Consider the following 24,679-nt stretch of genomic DNA (forward strand, 5'->3'; position numbering starts at 1 on the left):
AAATACAAGATGTTTATAATAGATGCCCATTTAGACCTGAGTATGAATGCCCTGGAGTGGAACCGTGATCTCACCCGTCCGCTCAGTGAGTTGAACCAGCGCGAGAATGGCCTCTCCGATAAACCCGACCGTGCGAAAGCCACCGTATCATTACCTGAATTACGTAAGGGAAAAATTGGTTTGGTAGTAGCAACCCAGATAGCCCGTTATGTAGCACCGGATAATCCTTTACCCGGCTGGCATTCACCCGCGCAGGCCTGGGCGCAAACGCAGGGGCAGCTTGCCTGGTACAAGGCTATGGAAGAAGCCGGCGAAATGGTACAGGTAAATGACCTCGCCTCGCTGGAAAAACAGCTTGCTTTATGGAACGATGGCGCATCTGCCCACAACAAACCCATTGGCTATATTTTAAGTTTGGAAGGTGCCGATTCAATTGTTACTATAGATCATTTGGAGCGTGCCTATGATTATGGCCTGCGTGCTGTAGGCCCCGCGCATTACGGCCCCGGCAGGTATGCGCAAGGTACGGATGCAACTGGCCAAATGGGCGAAAAAGGCCGGGAGCTATTGAAAGAAATGGAGCGGTTAAACATTATTTTAGATGCCACCCATTTATGCGACGATAGCTTTTGGGAAGCGCTGGATAACTTTAACGGCCATGTTTGGGCCAGCCACAACAATTGCCGTGCGCTGGTAAACCACAATCGCCAATACAGCGACGAAATGATAAAAGCCCTCATAGACCGCGGCGCTGTAATTGGTGCTGCGCTGGATGCCTGGATGATGGTGCCGGGCTGGGTGAGGGGACAATCTACCCCAAAGGGCATGAACTGCAACCTGGAGGTAATGGTAAACCATATAGACCATATTTGCCAGATAGCGGGCAACGCCAATCACGTAGGCATGGGCACCGATCTGGATGGCGCATTCGGGCGCGAGCAATGCCCGTATGACCTTGAAACCATCGCCGACTTGCAAAAGGTTCCCGGCTTACTAAAAAAACGGGGTTATACAGATGCCGATATTGAAAACATGATGCATGGTAACTGGTTAAGGTTTTTAAGAAAGGCATGGGGAACTTCAATAAACCCACGACACGGGAGAGGGCTTTAGTATTTCCAATTTAAAATTGTCATTCTGAGGAACGAAGAATCTGTTATACAATAAGTAGATCCCATCCACGGCAAATCAAGGTCCTTCTGCTCTGGAGAGGATTATTACATGAGGGCTTCGCCGTTTAGGTGAGGCCCGAAGCAATTTCTTCACCTTCATGTAAAAACAAACTTTATCATTCTGTAATACTACCAAATAAACATACTTTGCAATAATGAATGCAGAACAGTCAAGGTTAAAGGATATAAGCTGGAAAAAGTGGGGACCTTATGTAAGCGACCGTCAATGGGGCACCGTTCGGGAAGATTACAGCGCCAATGGCGACGCCTGGAACTATATAACCCATGATATGGCCCGCAGCAAGGCGTTTCGCTGGGGCGAAGAAGGGATTGCCGGCATCTGCGACAGGCAGCAAAATATTTGCTTTGCCATCGCGCTTTGGAATAAAAAAGACCCCATCATTAAAGAGCGCTACTTTGGCCTCAGCAATCCCGAAGGAAATCACGGCGAGGATGTGAAGGAACTGTATTATTACCTTGATAGTACGCCCACGCATTCGTACATGAAAACGCTGTACAAATATCCACAGCAGTCGTTTCCGTACGAGCAATTGCTTACAGAAAACAAGCGCCGCACCCGTAACGACCCGGAGTTTGAATTGATTGATACCGGGATCTTCGACAAGGATGCTTATTTCGACGTATTTACCGAGTATGCAAAAAATGCGCAGGATGATATTTTAATCAAAATCACCGTACATAACCGCGCCAACGAAGATGCCAGTTTGAACATCATGCCTACACTTTGGTTCCGCAACACCTGGAGCTGGGGGTATGATGATTATAAACCTTATTTAGCCGCTAAATCAAATACTGTAATTGAGGCTAACCATAAAGAATTTGGTCAGCTTTGGCTGCATACCGAAGGTAACGGGGCTTTACTGTTTTGTGATAACGAAACAAATTCACAACGCCTTTATAACTACAACAACGGCCTTAGTTACCATAAGGATGGCATCAATGATCACATAATTCATGGAGCCAATACCATCAACCCTAATAATAACGGTACAAAGGCTGCTGTTAATTATGATGTTAGCATCGCGGCAAAACAAAGTGTTATCATTCGCCTGCGTTTGTCGCCGGATGCCAATTATAGCTTTGAAGATTTCGACCAGATCTTTAACACCCGCATAACCGAGGCCGACCAGTTTTATAAGGACGTTTATACCAATAAGGATGATGCCGACAGAAGCCTTATTCAACGGCAGGCATTTGCTGGTATGTTATGGAATAAACAGTTCTATTACTCGGATATAAGGCAGTGGCTCAACGGAGATCCGGCGCAGCCCGAGCCACCCGTTCAGCGTGAAAATGCCCGCAACAGTAAGTGGAAACACATGAACACCAAGGATGTGATCTCCATGCCCGATAAATGGGAGTATCCTTGGTTTGCCGCCTGGGACCTCGCATTTCATTGCCTAACGCTGGCCAATGTAGATATGCACTTCGCCAAAAATCAGTTGATATTGCTTACCCGCGACTGGTACATGCACCCCAACGGGCAGTTACCGGCGTACGAGTGGGAATTTAGCGATGGTAACCCGCCGGTGCATGCTATGGCCGTTTGGAAAATTTATCAAAAAGATAAAAAGAACAACAACGGCAAAGGCGATACCTATTTCCTGGAAAGGGTTTTTCATAAGCTGATGCTGAATTTTACCTGGTGGGTGAACCGTAAGGATGCTTTGGGCAATAATATTTTTGAAGGCGGTTTCCTGGGGATGGATAATATTGGTGTGTTTGACAGGAATGTTCAATTGCCAATGGGGCAGCACCTGGAACAGGCCGACGGCACCAGCTGGATGGCCATGTATTCGCTTAACTTATTGCGGATAGCTACCGAACTGGCCGAAACAGATAAAGCTTATGCGGATATTGCCTCTAAATTTTTTGAGCATTTTATTTACATAGTTGATGCCATGTCTAACCTCGGCGAAAACAAAGAAGGCCTTTGGGACGATGAAGATGGCTTTTTTTATGATCAGCTGCGGTTTCCGGATAATGGCTCGGTTAAAATGCGGGTGCGCAGCATCGTGGGACTGATACCCTTGTTTGCGACCGAGGTGCTGGATGAAAATGATATCGTTAACAGTCCGGTTTTTACAGAGCGGATGCGCTGGTTTGCCGAAAAGCGGCCCGATCTTGCATCGTTGGTTTCGCGCTGGGGTGAAAAGAGCAGTACCGGAAAACACCTCATCAGTCTGCTCAGGGGGTATCGTATGAAATCGCTGTTGAAATACATGTTGGATGAAAATGAGTTTTTGAGCCCATATGGCATCCGTTCGCTATCAAAATATCATGAACAGCATCCATATCATATTGCACTCAACGGCGTTGAATTTGGCATAGCCTACAAACCTGCCGAAAGCGATAGCGGCCTGTTTGGCGGCAACAGCAACTGGCGCGGCCCCATCTGGATGCCCATCAACTACCTTATTATTGATAGCCTGCAGCGCTTTCATGAATATTACGGCGATGATTTCAAAATAGAATGCCCCACAGGTTCGGGTAATTTTATGAACCTTAAACAAGTGGCCGATGAACTTTACCACCGGGTATCCAAGCTGTTTTTAAAAGATGGAAATGGTAATCGTCCCGTAACGGGCAGCCATCACAAACTGCAAACAGATCCGAATTTTAAAGACTATATACTGTTTTACGAATATTTTTGCGGCGACAGCGGTCGCGGAGCCGGTGCATCGCACCAAACCGGCTGGACAGGCCTCATAGCCAATTGCCTGCATATGTAATAATGAAGCCGAAAACTATCCACTTGCAAAGACCAATGAACTAAAGAACAAGTGAACCAATAAACTAATTAACAATTCCATAACATAGCGCCGTTTTGATTTGAGCCTTGCTTTGAGTATCTTAAAGCGGTAAAATATTAACTATGGCAGCAACCCCGGCAGAGCAGTTAAAAAGAGTATTAAAGCCTGTCCATTTATGGGCTATAGCGGTAGGGCTTGTTATCTCGGGCGAATACTTTGGCTGGAATTTGGGTTGGGCTGTTTCGGGTACTGTTGGGCTTTTGATAGCCACGCTGGTTATCACGGTAATGTATATCACGTTCATTTTCAGTTATACCGAGCTTACTACCTCTATACCACATGCCGGCGGGGCCTTTGCTTATGCTTACCGGGCAATGGGTCCATTTGGCGGACTGATAGCCGGATATGCAACCCTGGTCGATTTTTTGGTGGCTACCCCGGCTATTGCGGTAGCTTTGGGTACTTATCTCCACTTTTTGAATGGCGCTATCCCTGTTTTGCACACTGCCATGTTTTTTAATGTGGTGTTTATCATCCTTAATGCGTATGGTGTAAAGGAATCGGCAACGTTTTCTATATTCATTACCTTACTTGCCGTGGCCGAGCTGTTGCTTTATATGGGTGTGGTTACCCCGCATTTTAGCATGCACACTTATTTAACCAATCCCATGCCTTTTGGCTGGAGTGGTGTTTTTGCTGCGCTGCCATTCGCGGTTTGGTTTTACCTGGCAATTGAGGGTGTGGCCATGGTTGCAGAAGAAGTTAAAGACCCCAAAAAGAACATCCCGCGTGGTTACATTTCAGCAATTGTTACCCTTGTGTTTTTAGCCTTAGGTGTAATGATTCTCACCGGCGGCGTTACCGACTGGCGTAACCTCAGTAAACTTGATTATCCGCTCCCAGAGGCCATCGGCATAGTACTGGGCAGAACCAGCGGACTAACCAAAATATTCGCCAGTATTGGCTTGTTTGGGCTTATAGCATCATTGCATGGTATTATCCTCGCATCCTCCAGACAAATATTTGCTATGGCCCGCAGCGGCTATCTGCCGCGTTCGCTGGCCAATATCAGCCATAAGTTTAAAACGCCTCACTGGGCGCTGGTAGTTGGCGGCCTGGTTAGTTCCATCTTCATCTATAAATTTAAAACAGACCAGATCATTATGCTGTCGGTATTAGGTGCCGTGGTAATGTACATGATGAGCATGATCAGTCTGTTTATTTTGCGCAAAAAGGAACCCAATCTGGAAAGACCATTCGCAGCGCCGTATTACCCGGTATTCCCTGCCATTGCGCTTGTTATCTGCGTAGTGTGTTTAATAGCCACCATATATTTCAATTTATTAATGAGCTATATATTTTTCGGCGGTCTTGCTGCCATAATTTTGGTTTTTGTGCTGATGGGCAGGCATAAGATAAAACTCACGGAAGAGCTGATGAATGGATAGAGGACTATTGGATGAAGGACTATTGGACTGTTGGATAAAGGACCATTGGACAAAAGACTGTTGGATGAAGGACTGTTGGACAAAAAGACCAATGAGCCAGTGAACAAATGAACTATTGAACAAAAAACATGAGCCAATTTCGCCATACTATCAACCAAAAGGTTTACAGGTTTAATGACCTGAAAACTTTGTTGGGCAAGGCTTCGCCACATCGATCTGGCGATGAGTTGGCAGGCGTATGTGCTGAAAGTTATGAGGAAAGGGTAGCGGCGCAAATAACTTTGGCCGATGTGCCTTTAAAGTTATTTTTGAATGATGTGGTTATCCCTTACGAAAAGGATGAAATAACAAGGCTGATCATTGATAGCCATGATGTTAAATCCTTCAGCTTAATTAGCCATTTAACCGTTGGCGAACTGCGCGACTGGCTTTTGAGCGACGAAACAGACACCCAAACGCTTACCCAAATAGCCGCGGGACTAACCCCTGAAATGACGGCCGCAGTATCAAAACTAATGCGCAACCAGGATTTAATAGCTGTAGCAAAAAAATGTGAGGTGATAACCCGGTTTCGCAATACCATTGGGTTAAAGGGGCATTTCGCTACCAGGTTACAGCCCAACCACCCGACAGATGATCCGAGGGGAGTGGCGGCGAGTATTATAGATGGTTTACTGCATTGCAGTGGTGATGCTGTTATCGGTATTAACCCGGCAACAGACAGTCCGGCTGCGGTAAGTAGTTTATTAACGCTGATGGATACGCTGCGGCACCAGTTTGAAATTCCGACACAAACCTGCGTGTTAAGCCATATCACCACTACTCTGCAGCTCATCAATGCCGGGGCGCCTGTTGATCTTTGTTTTCAGTCGATAGCCGGAACGGAGCTGGCAAATACCAGTTTCGGTATAAACATGGCGCTTATTGAGGAAGCTTACCAGGCAACGCTCTCCTTAAACCGGGGTACCATTGGCAATAATGTAATGTATTTTGAAACCGGCCAGGGCAGCGCACTATCTGCCAATGCCAATTTTGGTGTCGATCAGCAAACCTGCGAAGTGAGGGCTTATGCTGTAGCCCGCAAATTTAAACCCTTGCTGGTGAATACCGTTGTAGGTTTCATAGGTCCCGAATATTTATATGATGGCAAGCAGATCATCCGCGCAGCGCTGGAAGACCATTGCTGCGGAAAACTGCTTGGCTTGCCAATGGGGGTAGATGTTTGCTATACCAACCATGCCGAAGCTGACCAGGACGATATGGATAACCTGCTTACCCTGCTTGGCGTAGCTGGTTGTAATTTTATCATGGGCATTCCCGGTGCCGACGATATTATGCTTAATTACCAATCTACCTCGTTTCATGATGCGCTGTATCTGCGTAAAGTGCTCGGCCTAAAACCTGCCCCTGAATTTGAGCAGTGGCTCATAAAGCAGGGGATTGTAGATAGCAAAGGAAATATGCTGCCCGTGAGCGCAGCGCATGGCTTATTGGGAATAAAAGTTTGATCAGATTAAGGACTAAAAGATAAAGGAGTAAGGACAAGGGAAGTAAAGATTGAGGGATAAAAGAGCAAGGATAAAGGAAATAGGAGCAGATAGCATCAGATGAAGAGAAATATTCCAGAGGAATTGGAGCCTTTAAAAGCTTTGCAGGAGTTTACGCCGGCACGGATAGCTATTGGTCGCGTGGGTACAAGTATCCCGCTAAAACAATCGTTGGAATTTAAACTTGCCCATGCACATGCCCGCGATGCAGTATATTCTGAACTGGATATCAATGGCTTATCAGATACACTTAAACAGTTTCAGTTACCCGTATTGCAACTCCACAGCAAAGTGGCCGACAGGCGGCAATACCTTCAGCGACCCGACCTCGGCAGGAAGTTAAATGACGCTTCTATCAATTCGCTCCATAACAGCGCTGCCGCCGATGTTGCCATTATTATAGTCGATGGGCTTTCTGCTACTGCGGTTAATGAAAATACTATTGGTCTTTTACAGGTGCTTATTCCGCAATTGCAGGCCGCTAACTTTAAGCTGGCCCCAATAACCCTTGTTGAGCAAGGTCGTGTAGCCATTGGCGACGATATAGGAAGCGGTTTGAATGCCAAATTATCCCTTGTGCTCATTGGCGAACGCCCAGGCTTAAGTTCGGCAGATAGCGTGGGTGCCTACCTCACCTATAATCCCAAACCGGGTTTAACCGACGAATCACGTAACTGTATCTCTAACATTCGCCCGAAGGGGCTGTCGTATAAAAAAGCAGCCAAAAAAATCTTCTATCTTATCAGCGAAGCCTTCGCCAGAAAGCTATCCGGTGTCGATCTGAAAGATAATGCCGGGAGTCTGGATTTTTAAGTCACAATTTTTTAAAAAACGTACGCAACCGGACGATAAGTGTTTCACTATCGAACATTTTTTTAATATTGATATTTAATTAAATATCTGATAATTAGATATTTAATTATTTGGTACGCCTTTTACTATTAGCTTGTAAACAAATAGGTCATGTTAAAGAACTATCTTAAAATAGCCTGGAGAAATTTGATTAAACATAAAGTTTTTTCATTTATAAACGTGTGTGGCCTGGCCATTGGCGTGGCGGCGTTTTGGTTAATTAGTCTTTACGTGGCTGATGAATGGAGCTACGATCGTTATAATAAAAATGCCGACCGTGTGTTCCGCGTGGTACAGCATGGTTCATGGAATGGCGGTAAGTTTAACCTCGCCGTTACCTCGCCGCCTTATGCGCCTGCTTTAAAAAATGATTACGCCGGGGTAGAGGATGCCGTTAGGGTTGATGCCGAAGGTGGCGGCAAAATAAGCTATGGCAATAAGCAGGTTAACCAGGGTGACATGATCTTCACCGATAAAGGTTTTTTTAACGTATTTAGTCACCGCTTTTTATACGGCGAGGCGGCAACAGCACTGGCAAAACCCAATACTATTGTTTTAACCAAAACATTAGCCATTAAACTATTTGGTGATGCGGAGAATGCCCTTAACCAAACCGTACTTATTGAAAATACGCCCAATATGGTTACCGCTGTTATTGATGATGTGCCGGTAAATTCACATTTCTCTTTTTCGGCATTAAGATCATTACCAGCCAATTACACGGGTAAATGGGGCAATTCAAGCATATATACCTACGTGCTCTTAAAAAATCACGACGATTATAAACAGATAGAAGCCAATTCAGCCGCCTTCTTCAATAAATATTTAAAAGGGGAGCAAGGGCCTCTTAAATATCAGATGGAACTGCAGCCGCTTACGTCTATCCACCTTAAATCCAATTTAGATTATGAGATAGGGCAAAACGGCAACATTACCTATGTGTATGTATTTAGCGCTGTGGCTTTGCTTATTTTGGCTATTGCGGTTATTAATTATGTGAACTTGACTACCGCGCGGTCGTCTGTAAGGGTAAAGGAAATAGGGGTACGCAAAGTTATCGGATCGAGCAAAAAGCAGTTGATGCTGATGTTCTTTGCCGAATCTATTTTGCTCACCGTTATTGCTACGCTTTTGGCAGGGGTAATCATACAGTTCGCGCTGCCGTATTTCAACCAGTTATCGGGCAAAACTTTAATATTGCTGCAATTCGGTATGGCCAAAACGCTTATTGCCTTTGTGGTATTCACTTTTGTAACAGGTTTTTTAAGCGGGTTGTACCCGGCTTTGTTCCTTTCTGGCTTCCGTACAATTTCGGCTATGAAGGGGCAAATGGGCAGCCAGGCATCTACCATATTATTCAGGAAATCGCTGGTGGTTTTCCAGTTCATTATTACTATTGTGATGATAGCAGGATCATGTATCATTTACCAGCAGCTGCACTTTGTAATGAATAAGGATCTGGGTTTTAATAAGGCGCAGGTGCTAACATTCCATATTCACGATAAATCAGCACGTACCAAAATAGCGGCCATAAAAAGCCAACTGATGCAAAACCCGGCTGTCGAGAATGTTGGTATAGCTGGTAACCCCATCGGGAACAACAATATTGGTTCGGGCGATTTTAACCTTGGTGCCGATGGTAAGGCCAACCCAGAATCGAAGATCGTAGAGAACCTGGTGGTCGACGAGGATTTTATCCCAACGCTACAGATAAAAATGGCAAAGGGCCGCAATTTCTCGCCAACAATGGGTACTGATCAAAAGAACGCCATTATTGTGAACCAAACATTGGTGAATGAAATGGGCTGGAAAGATGCCATAGGCAAAACCGTACGCACCGGGATCGACCAGGATGGTCATGTTATTGAAAAACAGATCATCGGTATTGTGAAGGATTTTAACACCTATTCGCTGCAGCACAAAATAGCGCCAATGGTGCTCACTATGCCCGAAAATGCTAACGACGAGGACAATCTGTACGTACGCATCAGCAAAAATAATATCCCCGCTACTCTAAAATACATCAGCAACGTGTATGGTCGTTTTGATATCGAAAGCAAAGTTGAATTTCATTTTCTTGATCAAAACTTTGCCAATCAATATCAGTCAGAGCAAAAGCAGGGCAGCATCCTGTTCATATTTACCATACTGGCTATTTGCATTGCCTGTCTTGGCTTATTTGGACTGGTTACCTTTACTGCCGAGCAAAGGGTTAAAGAGATAGGCATTCGCAAGGTATTGGGTGCCAGCATAGGTAATATTGTAACCCTGCTATCGCAGGATCTGATGAAACTGGTATTGGTTGCCACATTAATAGCATCGCCATTAGCCTGGTATGGAATGAGCAGGTGGCTGCAAAGCTTCGCTTATCGCATTAATATAAATTGGTGGGTATTTGCCGTTGCCGGCCTGGTGGCCATTATAATAGCCTTTGTGACCGTAAGCGTTCAATCTGTAAAAGCAGCAACTGCCAACCCGGCCAAAAGCCTTAAAAGTGAGTAGTTGGTTATTGGGTCATTGGTCATTAAGTCATTGTTTTTTTAGAATTTAGATATTAGAATTTAGAGTTTAGTTTTTAGCATTAGAGTTTCCCCCTTTTAGAATTTAGAGTTTAATTTTTAGCATTTAGAATTTTACCAATATGATGAATATCAAATTAGCCTGGCGCAACTTAAAAAAGAATAAGCTTTATGCTTTTGTAAACATACTTGGCTTAACGGTTGGTATTGCCAGCTGCTTGCTCATTGGTATTTATATAAAGCACGAAACCAGTTACGATAATTTTCATATTAACAAGGATAGGATAGTGCGTGCGAATATGGAATACAGTCGCGGCGGTAAATTGCATAACACAGCCATTAGTGGCACAAAGGGTGGCCCGCAGCTCAAGCGGATCTTACCCGGCGTAAAAGATTACGTACGTACCATAAAATCGAGCAGTGTTATTGCCAGCAACGGCGTAATATTTACCGAAAAGGGCGTTTTGTACGCCGATCAGAATTTTTTTAAGGTATTCTCCTTCAACCTGATTAAGGGCGATGTTAACTCGGCCTTAAATGCACCCGAGAAAATAGTTATTACTCAAAAAGCGGCCAAAAAATACTTTGGAAATGATGATGCAATAGGCAAGGTTTTAAAAGTAGGCTCTTTGAATTATACGGTATCAGCAATTGCCGGTGATATACCCTCAAACTCGCAAATGCAGTTTGATTTTGTAGCGCCCTTTAGCCATTACATGGATACGAACGGACCCGAGCAGTGGTGGACGGCAAATAACATGACTTACCTGCTGTTAAATGATAAAGCCACGCTGGCATCTATGCAACAACAGGTATCGGGTTACATGACTACTGTAAGCAAAAACGAGTTGAAGATGACCGGCGGCGATTATCTTACCTTTAAACTTCAGCCATTAACTGATATTCACCTTAATTCATCGGTATCGGGTGGGTTTGAACCCGTGGGCAGCATCACTTATATTTATATCCTGCTGGCCATTGGTTCGTTAATATTGATAATAGGCTGCGTTAATTACGTAAACCTTGCCATAGCGCAATCATCCGGTCGGGGTGCCGAAATAGGCGTACGTAAAGTAATGGGTGCCGGTAATGGCGAATTATTTTGGCAATTCATAGCCGAATCGGTAGTTACGGCGGCAATAGCGGCTGTTTTTGCATTGGCGCTTGCGGCCTTCGTATTGCCATTGTTTAATCAGTTATCGGGCAAGCAGTTGGAAGCAAGCGTGCTGCTTGATCCTGTAATTCTTGCAGGCCTTGTTGCGTTAAGCCTGTTCATCGGTTTTGCAGCAGGGGCCTATCCGGCTTTAGTGTTATCAAGTGCTAAACTTATCAAGATCCTGCGGTCGGGTTTCTCCTTTACTTCGGGCAATAGTGTACGTAAATCACTCATTGTTTTTCAGTTTGTGATCTCTATATTCCTTATCATATCAACCATTGTGATCTTGCAGCAGTTGTCGTTCATTCGCAATAAGGACCTGGGTTATAACAAAAGCAATATGGTGGTTTTACCTATCGACGGTAAAATAATCCCGCATTTGGATGAACTTAAAAAAGCAATAGGTGCGGTGCCCGGCGTGCAGCAGGTTTCTGCCGCGTATGACGAACCCATTAATGTGGGCTGGAGCGATGGGGTTAGTACCAACGATGGTAAGGATGTTGCCGTAAACGCCATCCCTGTTGATGAAGATTTTGTTAAAACCATGCAGCTAAAACTTATTGCCGGCAGTGATTATACCCATGCCGATGTACTGCAGATTGACACCACCAATCACAATAAAAACTTTCATTACTCCTTCATCCTCAATGAATCGGCAGTAAGGGCCTTGGGTTGGACACCAGAACAGGCTATCGGGAAAACCATATCAAAAGGGGAAACCGGGGTTATAAAAGGAGTTGTAAAAGATTTTAATTTTAAAACGTTTCACGACCCTATCAGTCCGCTGGTGTTATTTCTTAATAAGGATATGCTGTATGAGGTTTTTGTGAAAATAAAGGGCGACAACGTATCCGGAACCATAGCCGATATTGGCAAGGTTTGGAAAAGCCGTGTTACGCACCGCCCGTATGATTATGGTTTCCTTGACGATGATTATAATGCCCTGTACCTAAGCGAGCAGCGTACCGCGGGTATTTTTACCACGTTTTCGGTACTGGCTATAATTTTAGCTTGTATGGGTTTGTTTGCCATCACCGCCTTTGCAGTGGTACAGCGTACCAAGGAGATTGGCATCCGTAAGGTACTTGGCGCAAACGTTAAAAATATTGTGGTGTTGATATCCAAAGATTTCCTGAAGCTGGTTATAGTAGCTACGGTTGTTGCATCGCCAATTGCATGGTATGTTGCGCACAAATGGCTGGAAGATTTTGCCTACCGCATAAATATACAGGTATGGGTATTTATAGTAACCGGGGCAGCATCGCTACTGGTAGCAGCCATAACTGTGAGTATACAAGCCATTAAAGCCGCTTTAACCAATCCCGTAAAAAGTTTGAAAAGCGAATAAATCAATTAGTCATTAGGTCATTGGTCATTAGGTCATTTTCATTTACGGTGTAAAAAAATTGAGTTTAGAATTTAATAATTAAGATTTAGAGTTTTTCCCTCTTTAGTATTTAGAATCTCCCCCTTTAGGGTTTAACTTTATTTTCAATTTGATGCAACTTAATTGCTGCCGGGGCAGTCTTATAGCTACTAAACAAACAAATCATGAAAAATTACTTACTGTTATTATTTGTTGCCTGCCAAAGCTACTCGGCTTTTGCGCAGGATAGCAACCAGGCCCCGTATTCCACAAAGTCGCTTTCGGGCTCAACTATAAAGCAGGTATTTGTAAATACATCAGGCGGCAGCATCAGCGTCAGCGGTGCGGATGGACAAGCTCCGCGCGTAGAAGTTTATATAAACGGCAACAACGGAAACGGTAAAATATCCAAAGAAGAAATAGCCAAACGTTTAGAAAACTACGATCTGGATGTTACCGTTAACGGCGGCGAAGTGCACGCTACTGCAAAAAACAAGCACAACTTTTCAAACTGGAAAAACTCATTGAGCATATCCTTTAAAGTGTACGTACCCAAACAGGTAGGTACCGACCTAAACACAAGCGGCGGCAGCATCAGCCTGGATAATTTGGCCGGTAACGAAAAGTTTGAAACCAGCGGCGGTAGCCTTCATGTAGATAAAGTAACCGGCATTATAAAAGGCGAAACATCTGGCGGTAGTATCCACATCAGCAATTCTGGTCAGGATATTAATATGGAAACATCTGGCGGCAGCATCCAGGCGTCAAATTGCCAGGGCAATATTAAACTGGAAACATCTGGCGGGTCTTTACATTTAGAAAACCTGAAAGGTAAAATAAACGCATCAACCAGCGGTGGCAGCATCCAGGGTGCAAACATTGGCGGCGAACTGATCACCGGTACCTCTGGCGGCAGTATCAACCTATCCGACTTAGCTTGTGCGCTTGATGCATCAACCAGCGCAGGTAGCTTCCGCGCCCAATTTAACAGCGTTGGTAAATATGTAAAAATTGATGTGAGCGCCGGTAACATTGATTTAAAATTACCGGGAAAGCAGGGTCTTAACCTCGATTTGCGCAGCGACAAGATCAGCACCAATATTTCTGGTAACTTTAGTGGTACCAAAGAAAAGGACAAAGTAGAAGGTAAGCTAAACGGCGGCGGACCTGTAATTGCGGTAAGAGGAACCAGCAATATCAACCTTAGCATCAACTAACTGGTGTAACCCAATAAGAATAAAGCGCAAAGCCCGTCATTAACACCGACGGGCTTTGTGCGTTTACAGTGGTTTTTTAACTGTATCATAACCGAACACCCAGTGTTACGCCTGCGAACAGTTGCAATTGGTAGTATAAATTAAGTAGTTGTTTATCAGTGGTTTGAATTATTGGTATGTGTTTTAAACTATAAAGCCAGTAAAAGATTGGTATTTCCTTTTTAGGATTTATAATTTCCTTTTTTTAGAATTTAAATTTTAGGATTTGGAGTTTCCCCTTTAGGATTTTCTCTTTTTAGAATTTAGGATTTCAATATTTAGCACTTAAAAACATAGGCATGTTAAAAAACTATCTGCGCAGTGCTTTGCGTAACATTACCAGGCACAAGTTTATATCCTTCATAAACATATTTGGCTTAACCGTTGGCTTAACCTGCTGTTTGTTGATTATGGTTTACGTAATCAATGAGTTAAACTATGATAAGTTTAATACCAATGCCGAAGATATTTATCGTGTTACCCGTAGTTTCAATACCGGGGATGGTGTGGAAACCCTGCACCTGGGAGCGGTAGCGCCACCCTTTGGGCCATTGCTTAAAAACGAGTTTCCGGATATTAAAAAAGTTACCCGTATTTACCCAAGCGGCAACTTAACTGTTAGGTATAAAGACAAATTGATCACCGAAAAAGAAGGCTGCTTTGCCGACGAAAATTTCTTTGATTTTTTTAGTGTGAAAACCACCAAAGGCGATCCTAAGTCGGCACTATCAGAACCATTTACTGTTATGATGACACAGGAACTGGCACACAAGTATTTTGGTAACGAGGACCCGATAAATAAGGTTATAAGACTGAGCAACCAATTTGATGTTAAAGTAACCGGTATATATGAGCCTTTTCCTGGCAATTCGCAGCTTCATCCTAAAATGTTACTGTCCTTCAACACGTTAAAAGATAGCGCGGTTTACGGTAAAAAAAATCTGGAAACTAATTGGGGTAATAACGCTTTCTTTACATACCTGCTATTTCCCAAAGGATATAATGTAGATAAGGTTGCTGCGCGGTTTCCGGCTTTTTTAGATAAGTACGTACACGATGTGGGGCAGGCAGGTAACTCCCACGAATCAAGGAACAGCAAATTATATTTCCAAAAATTTCTTGATATCCACCTGCACTCGCACCTTGATGATGAAATTGAGCAGAACGGTGATATTAAACGGGTACTAATATTTTCGTCTATCGCGCTGTTTATCCTGCTTATCGCCTGTATAAATTACATGAATTTATCAACGGCACGGTCGGCATTAAGGGCAAGAGAGATAGGTATCCGTAAGGTTATCGGCGCACAGCAAAAAGAGATCATTGTGCAGTTTTTAAGCGAATCGGTATTAATTACAACCTTTTCGCTGGTACTGGCTTTGGCAATTACCGCTGCCGTTATACCATTGGTCAACAAGTTTTCGGGCCTGGCCTTGTCTTTTCAACTCTTAAATCAGCCCCAAATTATCGCTGCCATTATAGCAACGCCTTTTATCATAGGTATCATCAGTGGTATTTATCCGGCTATCTTCATGTCGTCATTTAAACCGGTCAAGGTGCTAAAGGGATTGTTGAAAGTAGGTTCGGGCAGTATCTCGTTCAGGAAAGTGTTGGTTGTTATCCAGTTCTCTATATCTATAATTTTAATTGTGGCTACCACTATTGTTTTTCAGCAATTGAAGTATATGCAGCAAAAATCGCTGGGTTTTAATAAGGATCATATCCTCACCATGCGTAATCCTTTCACTCCGGCCCAGTTTGAGGTTTTTAAAAATGAACTTACCAGGGCAGGAGTAGTTAAAGATATGACACGTTCGTCGCGCATTCCAACGGGTAGGTTATTGGATAATCAAGGTGTTTCGGTTATACAAAACGGTACTGTACAGTCTGTAGATGCAGTTTTAAAATACGTTAATACCGATTATGGTTTTATCACAACCTATGGAATGAAAATGGCCGCCGGTCGTAATTTTTCGAAGGATTACGGTACCGACAGCAATAATTACGTGATCAATACATCAGCTGCAAAAGTATTAGGCTGGCATACACCTGATAAAGCTATCGGCAAAACAATAAGTTATGGGGGCGTTAACGGAAAGATAGTAGGAGTGGTTAATGATTTCCATTTTGAATCATTACACCAAAAGATCATTCCGTTATTGATGCGGATGCCGTCATTTGCCAATAATAGTTACAACAGGTTATCTGTTAAAGTTAGCGGCAATAATCTCCAATCGGCTCTTAGCACCATTGAGCAAAGCTGGAAAAAATACCAACCCGAAGTGCCTTTCGAATACGTGTTTTTGGATGACAGATTTCAGGTGCTTTACAATACAGAGCAGCAACAGGGGAGTTTGTTCACCATATTTTCGTTCATAGCCATATTTATTGCCTGCCTGGGGTTGTTTGGCCTCTCGGCGTTTACCATTACGCAGCGGGTTAAAGAAATAGGCGTACGCAAGGTGCTGGGCGCAAGTATCCCGCAAATAGTAACCGAGCTATCAAAAGACTTTTTAAAACTGGTATTAATAGCATCAGTAATTGCCTTGCCAATTGCCTGGTACTCCATGAACAAATGGTTGCTTGATTTTGCCTTCAGAATAAGCATCCAATGGTGGGTGTTTTTAATGGCAGGCGTAATTGCGCTCATTATAGCATTTGTAACCATCAGTTTCCAATCTATAAAAGCAGCAAGTGCAAACCCGGTTAAAAGCTTAAGGAGTGAATAAATTGGTCATTAGTTGCACGTCATTGGGAATTGGGATTAGAGTTTCCCTACTTAGGATTTGAATATTAGAGTTTAGAATTTCCTTATTTAGAGTTTAGTTTTTAGAATTTAATTTAATCATCATGTTGAAAAATTACTTCAAGATCGCTTTTCGGAATTTCGGGAGGCACAAGCTGTTCACGTTCATTAATGTTATTGGCTTATCAATAGGCATCAGCGCCGCTCTGGTAATTTATATCATGGTCGATTTTGATTTTAATTTTGATAAGTTCCATAAAGAACCCGAGAATGTATATCGCATTGTAACCGAATATTCATTCCAGGGCGAAGCAAGCTATAACAGCGGTGTAACCGGCCCCTTGGCCGCCGCTACACAATCAGAAGTAACAGGGGTAAAGGTTGTTGCCCCCTTTTATACCATTGATGGTGTTAATGTATTTATTCCCAAAAACTCGGGTACGCCTGCAAGGTTTAAAAATCAAAGTAACCTTGTACTGGCCGATGGCCGGTATTTTGACATTTTTAATTACCAATGGCTGGCTGGATCGGCAAAAACAGCGCTGAAGGAACCATACCAGGTGGTGCTTACATCAGACCAGGCTAAGGTGTATTTCCCGGCGATGCCGTATAGCCAGATGCTGGGTAAAACGGTGATCTACGATTCTATTAAAACTACAGTAACCGGTATAGTACAAAATTTCACCAAAAGCAGCGATCTTACTTTTCATGATTTTATATCATACAGCACCGGCGTTAATAATGCAACTTTAAAAGATTGGTTGGGCCTTACCCAATGGGGCAGCACTACATCGGCTTCGCAACTTTTTGTTAAGCTAAATGGCAAAGCCTCGGCTGCTAATGTCGAAAAACAATTGAATTTAATGTTTGAAAGGCACAATCCTAAAAAGCCCGAGGATAAAGGAAATGCCAGCTCTTTCCACCTGCAGCCTTTGAACGATCTGCATTTTAACCAGCATTATTCAAATTTTGATAATGGCCGTACCGCAAACAAAACCACCATGTATGGTTTGTTAATAATAGCGCTGTTTTTGCTGCTTTTGGGCTGTATAAACTTTGTGAACCTTACTACGGCGCAGGCATCGCAACGGTCAAAAGAAATTGGGGTTCGCAAAACCATGGGCAGCACCCGTGCGCAACTTATCATCCAGTTTTTAAGCGAAACTTTCCTGATAACCTTGTTTGCAGTAATTGTGGCGGTAGCCCTGGCACCGCTGATCCTTAAATTATTTGCCGATTTTGTTCCGCATGGCATCAAGATAGATTATCTGCACCACATCAGCCTGTTGGTATTCCTGGTGCTGTTAACCGTGGTAGTAAGTCTTTTATCCGGCTTTTACCCGGCCCTTGTATTATCGGGCTATAAACCGGCGCTGGTATTAAAAAATCAAGCCCAAACTGGTTCAAGTAAAACACGTAATGCATTGCTGCGTAAGTCATTAACCGTTACGCAGTTTGTTATAGCGCAGTTTTTTATAATGGCCACCATACTGGTAAGTAAGCAAATTTATTATGCTTTACACAAAGATCTTGGCTTTAAAAAGGATGCTATTATTGTGTTAGGTACGCCTTTTAACAGTATCAATACCAATTTGAAACAGGTTTTTATGAACAAGATAAGTTCGATACCACAAATTGATCTTATAAGCGTTGGCGGCGCGTCACCATCATCGGGCAATACCAACTCCACCACTATAAGTTACAAGGATGGTAAAAAAGAAATAAAGACCGATGTGCAGCAAAAATTCGGCGACGAAAATTATACAAAGCTGTATCAAATAAAATTACTTGCCGGCAGGTACCTGACCAAGTCCGATTCATCAAAGTCTTATCTGATTAACGCTACTTATGCTAAGGTGCTTGGTTTTAAAAATCCGGCTACGGCAGTAGGACATTTGCTTGATTATGGCGATAAAAAAATAACCGTTGTCGGCGTGGTTGCCGATTTTTATCAAAAATCATTACATGATGCTATAAAGCCGCTGGTCATAATGATCCCCGAAAATAAATACAATAACCGCACGTTCCACATCGCACTAAAACCACAAACCCAGGGCGGTAACGACTGGAAAAAGGCCATCGCCAGTATTCAAAAAACATGGAAGGAGCTGTATCCCGATGATGATTTTGAATATAATTTTTATGACGAAAACATTGCCAAGTTTTATAATGCCGAGCAGCATACCTCAACATTGTTAACATGGGCTACGGGTTTATCAATATTTATCAGCTGCCTTGGGTTGCTGGGCCTGGCTATGTATACCACCAACTTGCGCACTAAAGAAATTGGTGTGCGTAAAGTGCTGGGTGCATCGGTAGCGCAAATTGTACGCTTGTTATCTACCGAATTGGTATTGCTTATTGTGCTTGCCTTTGTAATAGTAACCCCGATAGCCTGGTACGCCATGAACAAATGGATGGAAAACTTTGCCGACCGTACAACCATAAGCTGGTGGATATTTGCCCTCAGCGGCACCGGCATGTTATTAGCAGCGTTATGCACGCTAAGTTTCCAAACTGTAAAAGCAGCCGTAGCAAACCCGGTTAAAAGTTTAAGAAGCGAATAGAGGAGCAAGGATAAATGACTTTTGGAACAAGGACTTTTTGGAGCAAGGAACAAAGATAAAGGCGAAGTAGAAATCATCATAAATATTTAATCTTTTATCTCAAAGTCCTTTATCCTTGGTCCAAAAGTCCTTGCTCCTAAAAAAGACTTTAACAATTTTTAACTACTCATTTAAAGGGTTTTAGGTATCATTGGGTAAACTAAACGTTATGATAAAAAACTACTTCAAAATAGCCTGGCGTAACTTGTGGAAACACAAATTTTATACGCTTATTAATATTTTCGGCTTGTCGTTGGGTATTGCCTGTAGTATTATATTGTTTCAGTTTATTACCTACCACTTGAGTTTTGATAGCTATCACCACGATGCCAAAAAGCTGTACAGGGTTGTAAATCAGCTTCACTTTGAGGATGGCGTAATGCTGTACGATCAGGGTGCGCCAATGGTTATCGTGAAATCTATAAAAAACTATCTGCCGCAAATTAATGATGCGGGTATCCTCATTCGCAAGCAATCATTTACGGTAGGTATTGGGCAAAGTAATTTAACCGGGCGAAAGATATTTTATGAAAAGGATAACGTTTGCCTTACCGATGCGCATTGGTTTAATATGTTTGATTATACCTGGTTAAACGGCACCGCAAGCAGCGCCTTTAGCGACCCTTACAGCGCTGTTATTACCCATAAACTCGCCCAAAAATATTTTGGTACAGATGATGCCGTTGGCCGGGTACTAAGGCTGGATAATAAATACAATTTTAAGGTTACTGGCGTACTCAAAGACAACGTGCAAAACACCGACTTTAAGTGCGATATGTTTTTATCACAAACCTTCCTGGCAACCTTATACCCGGATGTTCAAAAGCAATGGCAGGAAAATTGGGATTTTTCAGACTCGCGAAATGTGGTGTTCTTATCATTACCGGCAGGTTTATCACCCAAAACTGTCGAAAACACCATGACCCGGGCCTCCGGTAAGGATATAGCAAAGTATATCAACTACAAATTACAACCCTTAAATGAAGTGCATTTTGACGGGCGGTACAGCGGCGTGATTCAAAAATCGCTGTTAGTTACCCTGGGGTTGGTAGGCTTATTGTTAATTGTAATAGCCTGCGTTAACTTTATAAATATGGCCACGGCGCAAAGTTTTAAGCGCGCTAAGGAAATAGGCACCCGCAAAGTTTTAGGCAGCACACCATCGGCTATATTTTTCCAGTTTATTTCCGAAACTTTTTTAATCGTACTGTTTGCCGCGTTGTTGGCTACGCTGTCCATCTTTATTTTTTTACCGGTTTTAAATTCCTGGCTGCAAACAACGCTTACGTTCAATATTGTTAACGATGGCGGGCTGTTTGTGTTTATTGGTGGCATGATGCTGTTGATAACAGCCGCCGCGGGTTTTTATCCGGCATTAATTTTAAGCCGGTTTAAACCGGTAAACGCGTTGAAAAACCAAATTGGTGGTTCATCGCAAGCTGCAGGCTTTAGTCGTAAGGGATTAATTGTGGTACAAAATATTATAGCGCAGGTGCTAATTGTAGGCACTATTATTATTACCATGCAGGTGAGGTATTTAAAAACCACCGATATGGGTTTTGATAAAGCAGGCGTAATCATGTTGCCGCTGCCCAATTTTGATAAAAGTAAAACAGATTTTCTGCGTAATCAGTTGCTGGCCAACCCTGCGGTGACTGCGGTATCTTATTGCTACCGCGCCCCGTCATCTACGGCGGATAAGGGTGGTTCTATAAAATTTGATACCCGCGATTGGGAGAAATTTGTTGGCCGAACCGTAATGGGCGATGCGGGTTATGCTAAAACCTTCGGGCTTAAAATTATAGCGGGCCGCAACCTTGCCGAAAGCGATACCGCTAAAGAATACCTGGTGAACGAAAAATTAATGCGGAAACTGGGTATCAAAGATCCGCAGCAAATTCTTGGTCATCAATTTATAGCCGGCGACCTTACCAATAACCCCGGCACTATAGTAGGTGTGGTAAAAGATTTTAATGCCAAATCGCTGTACAGCGCCATCGAGCCGGAGTATATCAGCACCTATCGCAAGGCCTACCAATACATGGGGGTGAGGATCGATATGAAAAACCGCGCCGCGGCGTTAGGGCAGGTGCAAAACATGTGGCAATCTGTTTTTCCGGATAATGTGTTTGAATATCATTTCCTGGATGAACAAATAGCCGATTTTTATCAAAAGGAAGATCTGTTGAATAAACTCATTACTTCGAGCGCCATAATTGCCATATTCATAAGCTGTTTGGGTTTGTTAGGCTTAATTTCCCTGCTCACGCTACAACGCACCAAAGAGATCGGCATCCGGAAGGTATTGGGGGCATCGGTAGCAAATATTACCGCATTACTATCTGCCGATTTTTTAAAACTTGTGCTGATAGCCATAGTGGTAGCCACGCCAATTGCCTGGCTTACCATGAGCAAATACCTGCAAAACTTTGCCTACCGCATTGATATACAATGGTGGGTGTTTGCACTTGCCGGAATGCTGGCCATACTGATAGCTGTTTTAACCGTTGGCTATCAATCCCTTAAGTCGGCAATGGCTAACCCGGTAGATAGTTTAAGGAACGAGTAGTAACAACTGAGATATAATAACCATTAAACCAATAGCGATGATCAAAAACTACATAAAAATAGCCTGGCGATACCTGCAAAGGCATAAGCTTTACAGTTTTATAAATATTAGCGGCCTGGCTGTTGGTTTGGCGGTGTGTATGCTTATTATGCTTTATGTGGCCCATGAGTTAAGTTTCGACAGTTTTCATAAAAACGGTAAAAGGATTTATGCTTTAAGCGAAACCTTAAGCTTTGGCGGCAACTCGGTTAATTGCCCAAGTTCAAGTTATGTTACCGGTCCGCAGATATTGCAGAACGATGCTAAAGTGGAGGCCTACATGCGTATGTATCACCCACAAAATGACGCAATAGTTGAAAGCGTTAATATGCCGGGCACAAAGTTTGGCGAAAGTAAGTTACAGTTTGCCGATGCCGGTTTCTTTAATTTTTTCACGTTTAAACTATCATCAGGTAATGCGGCCGATGTGTTGAGTAAACCTTTTTCGGTAGTGTTATCAAAGGCTGCAGCCGGTAAATACTTTGGCAATAGTAATCCAGTTGGCAAAACCCTCAAAATAAAAACCGATAGCATAGCTTATACCTACCAGGTTACAGGTATTGCGGAAAATGCACCCTCAAACTCAACCATTGATTTTGATTTTCTGGCATCGGCATCAAGCCTTGCGGCAATGCCAAAGAGCAAAGCAGAAATGAACAGGCCAGGCATTGGCAATGGTAACTTTAAAACATACCTGTTGCTAAAACAACCTGCCGATAGCGCTCATTTATCGCGTTCAATGAAGCAATTGCTGATAACACAAAGCCAGGCATTTGCCGATCAAAAAATTATACTTACCGGTTTAACCGATATGCATTTCAAACTAAACTTTGGCGATTCGGCTAATATAAAGTACCTGAAAATATTTCCGCTTGTTGCCGGTTTAATTTTACTGCTGGCGTTGGTTAACTACATGAGTTTGTCTACCGCGCGGTCAACATTAAGGTCAAAGGAAATTGGGGTGCGTAAAGTATCCGGCGCGAGCCGTAAAAGCATCGCCTCCCAATTTTATGTTGAATCGGCATTGTTTGCGGTGTTATCGTTTGTACTGGCTTATTGTATTTGCTATTTCTTTAAAAATGCGTTCCTCAACGTGCTTCAGCTTAAAATTGACAGCAGCTTTTTATATAATCCGGTTATAATTGCGGCTATGCTTGCCTTGTTAACGCTTACTATTTTAATAGCAGGCAGTTACCCCTCCATTGTATTATCGGCATTTAATCCTGTTGCTACTTTAAAAGGAAAAACCAGCAGACAAACCGGGGGGATAGCTGTACGCAAGGTATTTACGGTACTGCAGTTTGCTATTTCGGTGGCGCTTATCATTTGCGGGATCATTATCGACAGGCAGCTATACTATTTCAGGCATACAGATACAGGTTTAAGTCGCGATAATGTGGTAATGGTACCTATCGGAAAAAACTTCGGCAAGCATTATTTGAGTTTCAAGAACGATGTACAGTCAATATCGGGTATAAGCAATGTGGGTACCGCTAATTATCCAATGTATAAAGGGTACGGAATGTTTAGTGTAGAGCCAAAAAACAAGAAAGACCCTCAACTATCATTACGGGCTTTAACCGCCGATGCCGACCTTGTAAAAACCCTGGATATTCAATGGAAAAATAAACCTGCAACTACCATCGGCGTAGCTAAAAAAATTATTTTAAATGAGGCCGCGGTAACTAAATTAAACCTGTCGCCCGTAAATGCAGTAGGTAGTTATGTTGATTTTGGCTTTGATAAATTTGAGGTTGTGGGTATAATGAAGGATTTTGCTTATTCATCGTTACAATCAGAGATTGAGCCATTGGGTTTATTTATTATAGATAATAAAATAGCCGATTGGGGTACAGCCGGCGGTTGTCTTTTTGCCCGTATCCAGCCACATACCAATGTGCCCTCAACAATAGCGGCTATTCAAAACCTCTATAAAAAATACGACCAGGAAACCCCGTTCAACTACATTTTTATGGACGATGCCTTTAACGCCCAATACAAAGCCGAAGACAGGCTGGCCTCTATATTTGGCTATTTTACCATTGTTACCATTTTCCTTGCATCGATGGGTTTATTTGGTTTGGCGGCATTTACTATTGAACAGCGTACCAAAGAGATCGGCATCCGTAAAATATTAGGCGCGGGGATCTCATCCATCACCAAAACTCTTTCTGCCGATTTTTTAAAATTGGTATTGATAGCTATACTTATTGCTTCGCCAATTGCATGGTGGCTGATGAATAGCTGGCTGCAAGGTTTTGCCTATCGTATTCATGTACAATGGTGGATGTTTGCACTGGCGGGTGGCCTGGCCATATTTATTGCCTTTATAACGGTAAGTTACCAGGCACTCAGGGCAGCCATAGCCAATCCTGTAAATAGCTTAAGGAACGATTAGGGCTTTTGGAGTAAGGATTTTTTTGGAGTAAGGACAAAAGGAGCAAGGATTAAGGATTTGAAGAATAAGGAGAAAGAGCAACATTCATTATCATCCTTACTCTTTATTCCCTTCATCCTTGTTCCAGCAGTCCTTGCTCCCAAAGTCCTTCCGTCCTTGTTCCCAAAAAAACACTGTATCATAAACGTACACAAGGTGTTACACATACGAACACTTGGTATTATTGATTTG

The 24,679-nt window shown here is 43.0% G+C and carries 12 protein-coding genes; all 12 read left to right on the forward strand.

From position 1 onward, the window contains the following. Nucleotides 1–9: 9 nt before the first annotated feature. A complete protein-coding gene (locus BLS59_RS00380) occupies nt 10–1,113 on the forward strand; it encodes a dipeptidase (protein ID WP_091142354.1) in 1,104 nt (367 codons plus the stop codon). A gap of 214 nt (nt 1,114–1,327) precedes the next feature. Continuing rightward, nucleotides 1,328–3,925 carry an MGH1-like glycoside hydrolase domain-containing protein gene (locus BLS59_RS00385; protein ID WP_091142357.1) on the forward strand — a complete coding sequence of 866 codons (2,598 nt, stop codon included), beginning with the start codon at nt 1,328–1,330 and terminating at the stop codon, nt 3,923–3,925. Between the two features lie 143 nt (nt 3,926–4,068). After that, on the forward strand, nt 4,069–5,394 hold the full coding sequence (gene eat / locus BLS59_RS00390; RefSeq protein WP_091142361.1) for an ethanolamine permease: 1,326 nt from the start codon (nt 4,069–4,071) through the stop codon (nt 5,392–5,394). Nucleotides 5,395–5,522: 128 nt separating this feature from the next. Next, nucleotides 5,523–6,902 carry an ethanolamine ammonia-lyase subunit EutB gene (locus tag BLS59_RS00395; RefSeq protein WP_091142364.1) on the forward strand — a complete coding sequence of 460 codons (1,380 nt, stop codon included), beginning with the start codon at nt 5,523–5,525 and terminating at the stop codon, nt 6,900–6,902. A gap of 99 nt (nt 6,903–7,001) precedes the next feature. Beyond that, nucleotides 7,002–7,754: an ethanolamine ammonia-lyase subunit EutC gene (eutC, locus tag BLS59_RS00400; protein ID WP_091142368.1), complete on the forward strand. Its 753-nt coding sequence runs from the start codon at nt 7,002–7,004 to the stop codon at nt 7,752–7,754. 150 nt (nt 7,755–7,904) lie between these two features. Then, nucleotides 7,905–10,295, forward strand: a complete 2,391-nt coding sequence (locus tag BLS59_RS00405) for an ABC transporter permease (RefSeq protein ID WP_091142371.1) — start codon at nt 7,905–7,907, stop codon at nt 10,293–10,295. Between the two features lie 139 nt (nt 10,296–10,434). Beyond that, nucleotides 10,435–12,816 carry an ABC transporter permease gene (locus tag BLS59_RS00410; protein ID WP_091142375.1) on the forward strand — a complete coding sequence of 794 codons (2,382 nt, stop codon included), beginning with the start codon at nt 10,435–10,437 and terminating at the stop codon, nt 12,814–12,816. Between the two features lie 203 nt (nt 12,817–13,019). Further along, nucleotides 13,020–14,051, forward strand: coding sequence for a DUF4097 family beta strand repeat-containing protein (locus BLS59_RS00415; RefSeq protein ID WP_091142379.1), 1,032 nt, complete (start codon nt 13,020–13,022; stop codon nt 14,049–14,051). Between the two features lie 338 nt (nt 14,052–14,389). Next, nucleotides 14,390–16,819, forward strand: coding sequence for an ABC transporter permease (locus BLS59_RS00420; protein WP_091142383.1), 2,430 nt, complete (start codon nt 14,390–14,392; stop codon nt 16,817–16,819). 121 nt (nt 16,820–16,940) lie between these two features. Next, nucleotides 16,941–19,403, forward strand: coding sequence for an ABC transporter permease (locus BLS59_RS00425; RefSeq protein ID WP_091142387.1), 2,463 nt, complete (start codon nt 16,941–16,943; stop codon nt 19,401–19,403). A gap of 208 nt (nt 19,404–19,611) precedes the next feature. Next, nucleotides 19,612–22,011, forward strand: a complete 2,400-nt coding sequence (locus BLS59_RS00430; protein WP_091142391.1) for an ABC transporter permease — start codon at nt 19,612–19,614, stop codon at nt 22,009–22,011. A gap of 37 nt (nt 22,012–22,048) precedes the next feature. Beyond that, nucleotides 22,049–24,448 (forward strand): ABC transporter permease, encoded by a 2,400-nt coding sequence (locus BLS59_RS00435; RefSeq protein ID WP_091142394.1) that lies wholly within the window; start codon nt 22,049–22,051, stop codon nt 24,446–24,448. The last annotated feature ends 231 nt before the right edge of the window (nt 24,449–24,679 follow it).

Origin of the sequence: Mucilaginibacter pineti (assembly GCF_900101875.1) — a bacterium.
In the GTDB taxonomy this organism is placed as follows: domain Bacteria; phylum Bacteroidota; class Bacteroidia; order Sphingobacteriales; family Sphingobacteriaceae; genus Mucilaginibacter; species Mucilaginibacter pineti.

Coding starts and splice junctions, on each gene's coding strand:
- BLS59_RS00415 (WP_091142379.1), top strand. CDS start 13,020: ATGAAAAATTACTTACTGTTATTATTTGTTGCCTGCCAAAGCTACTCG.
- BLS59_RS00435 (WP_091142394.1), top strand. CDS start 22,049: ATGATCAAAAACTACATAAAAATAGCCTGGCGATACCTGCAAAGGCAT.
- BLS59_RS00430 (WP_091142391.1), top strand. CDS start 19,612: ATGATAAAAAACTACTTCAAAATAGCCTGGCGTAACTTGTGGAAACAC.
- BLS59_RS00410 (WP_091142375.1), top strand. CDS start 10,435: ATGATGAATATCAAATTAGCCTGGCGCAACTTAAAAAAGAATAAGCTT.
- BLS59_RS00395 (WP_091142364.1), top strand. CDS start 5,523: ATGAGCCAATTTCGCCATACTATCAACCAAAAGGTTTACAGGTTTAAT.
- BLS59_RS00420 (WP_091142383.1), top strand. CDS start 14,390: ATGTTAAAAAACTATCTGCGCAGTGCTTTGCGTAACATTACCAGGCAC.
- eutC (WP_091142368.1), top strand. CDS start 7,002: ATGAAGAGAAATATTCCAGAGGAATTGGAGCCTTTAAAAGCTTTGCAG.
- BLS59_RS00425 (WP_091142387.1), top strand. CDS start 16,941: ATGTTGAAAAATTACTTCAAGATCGCTTTTCGGAATTTCGGGAGGCAC.
- BLS59_RS00385 (WP_091142357.1), top strand. CDS start 1,328: ATGAATGCAGAACAGTCAAGGTTAAAGGATATAAGCTGGAAAAAGTGG.
- BLS59_RS00405 (WP_091142371.1), top strand. CDS start 7,905: ATGTTAAAGAACTATCTTAAAATAGCCTGGAGAAATTTGATTAAACAT.
- BLS59_RS00380 (WP_091142354.1), top strand. CDS start 10: ATGTTTATAATAGATGCCCATTTAGACCTGAGTATGAATGCCCTGGAG.
- eat (WP_091142361.1), top strand. CDS start 4,069: ATGGCAGCAACCCCGGCAGAGCAGTTAAAAAGAGTATTAAAGCCTGTC.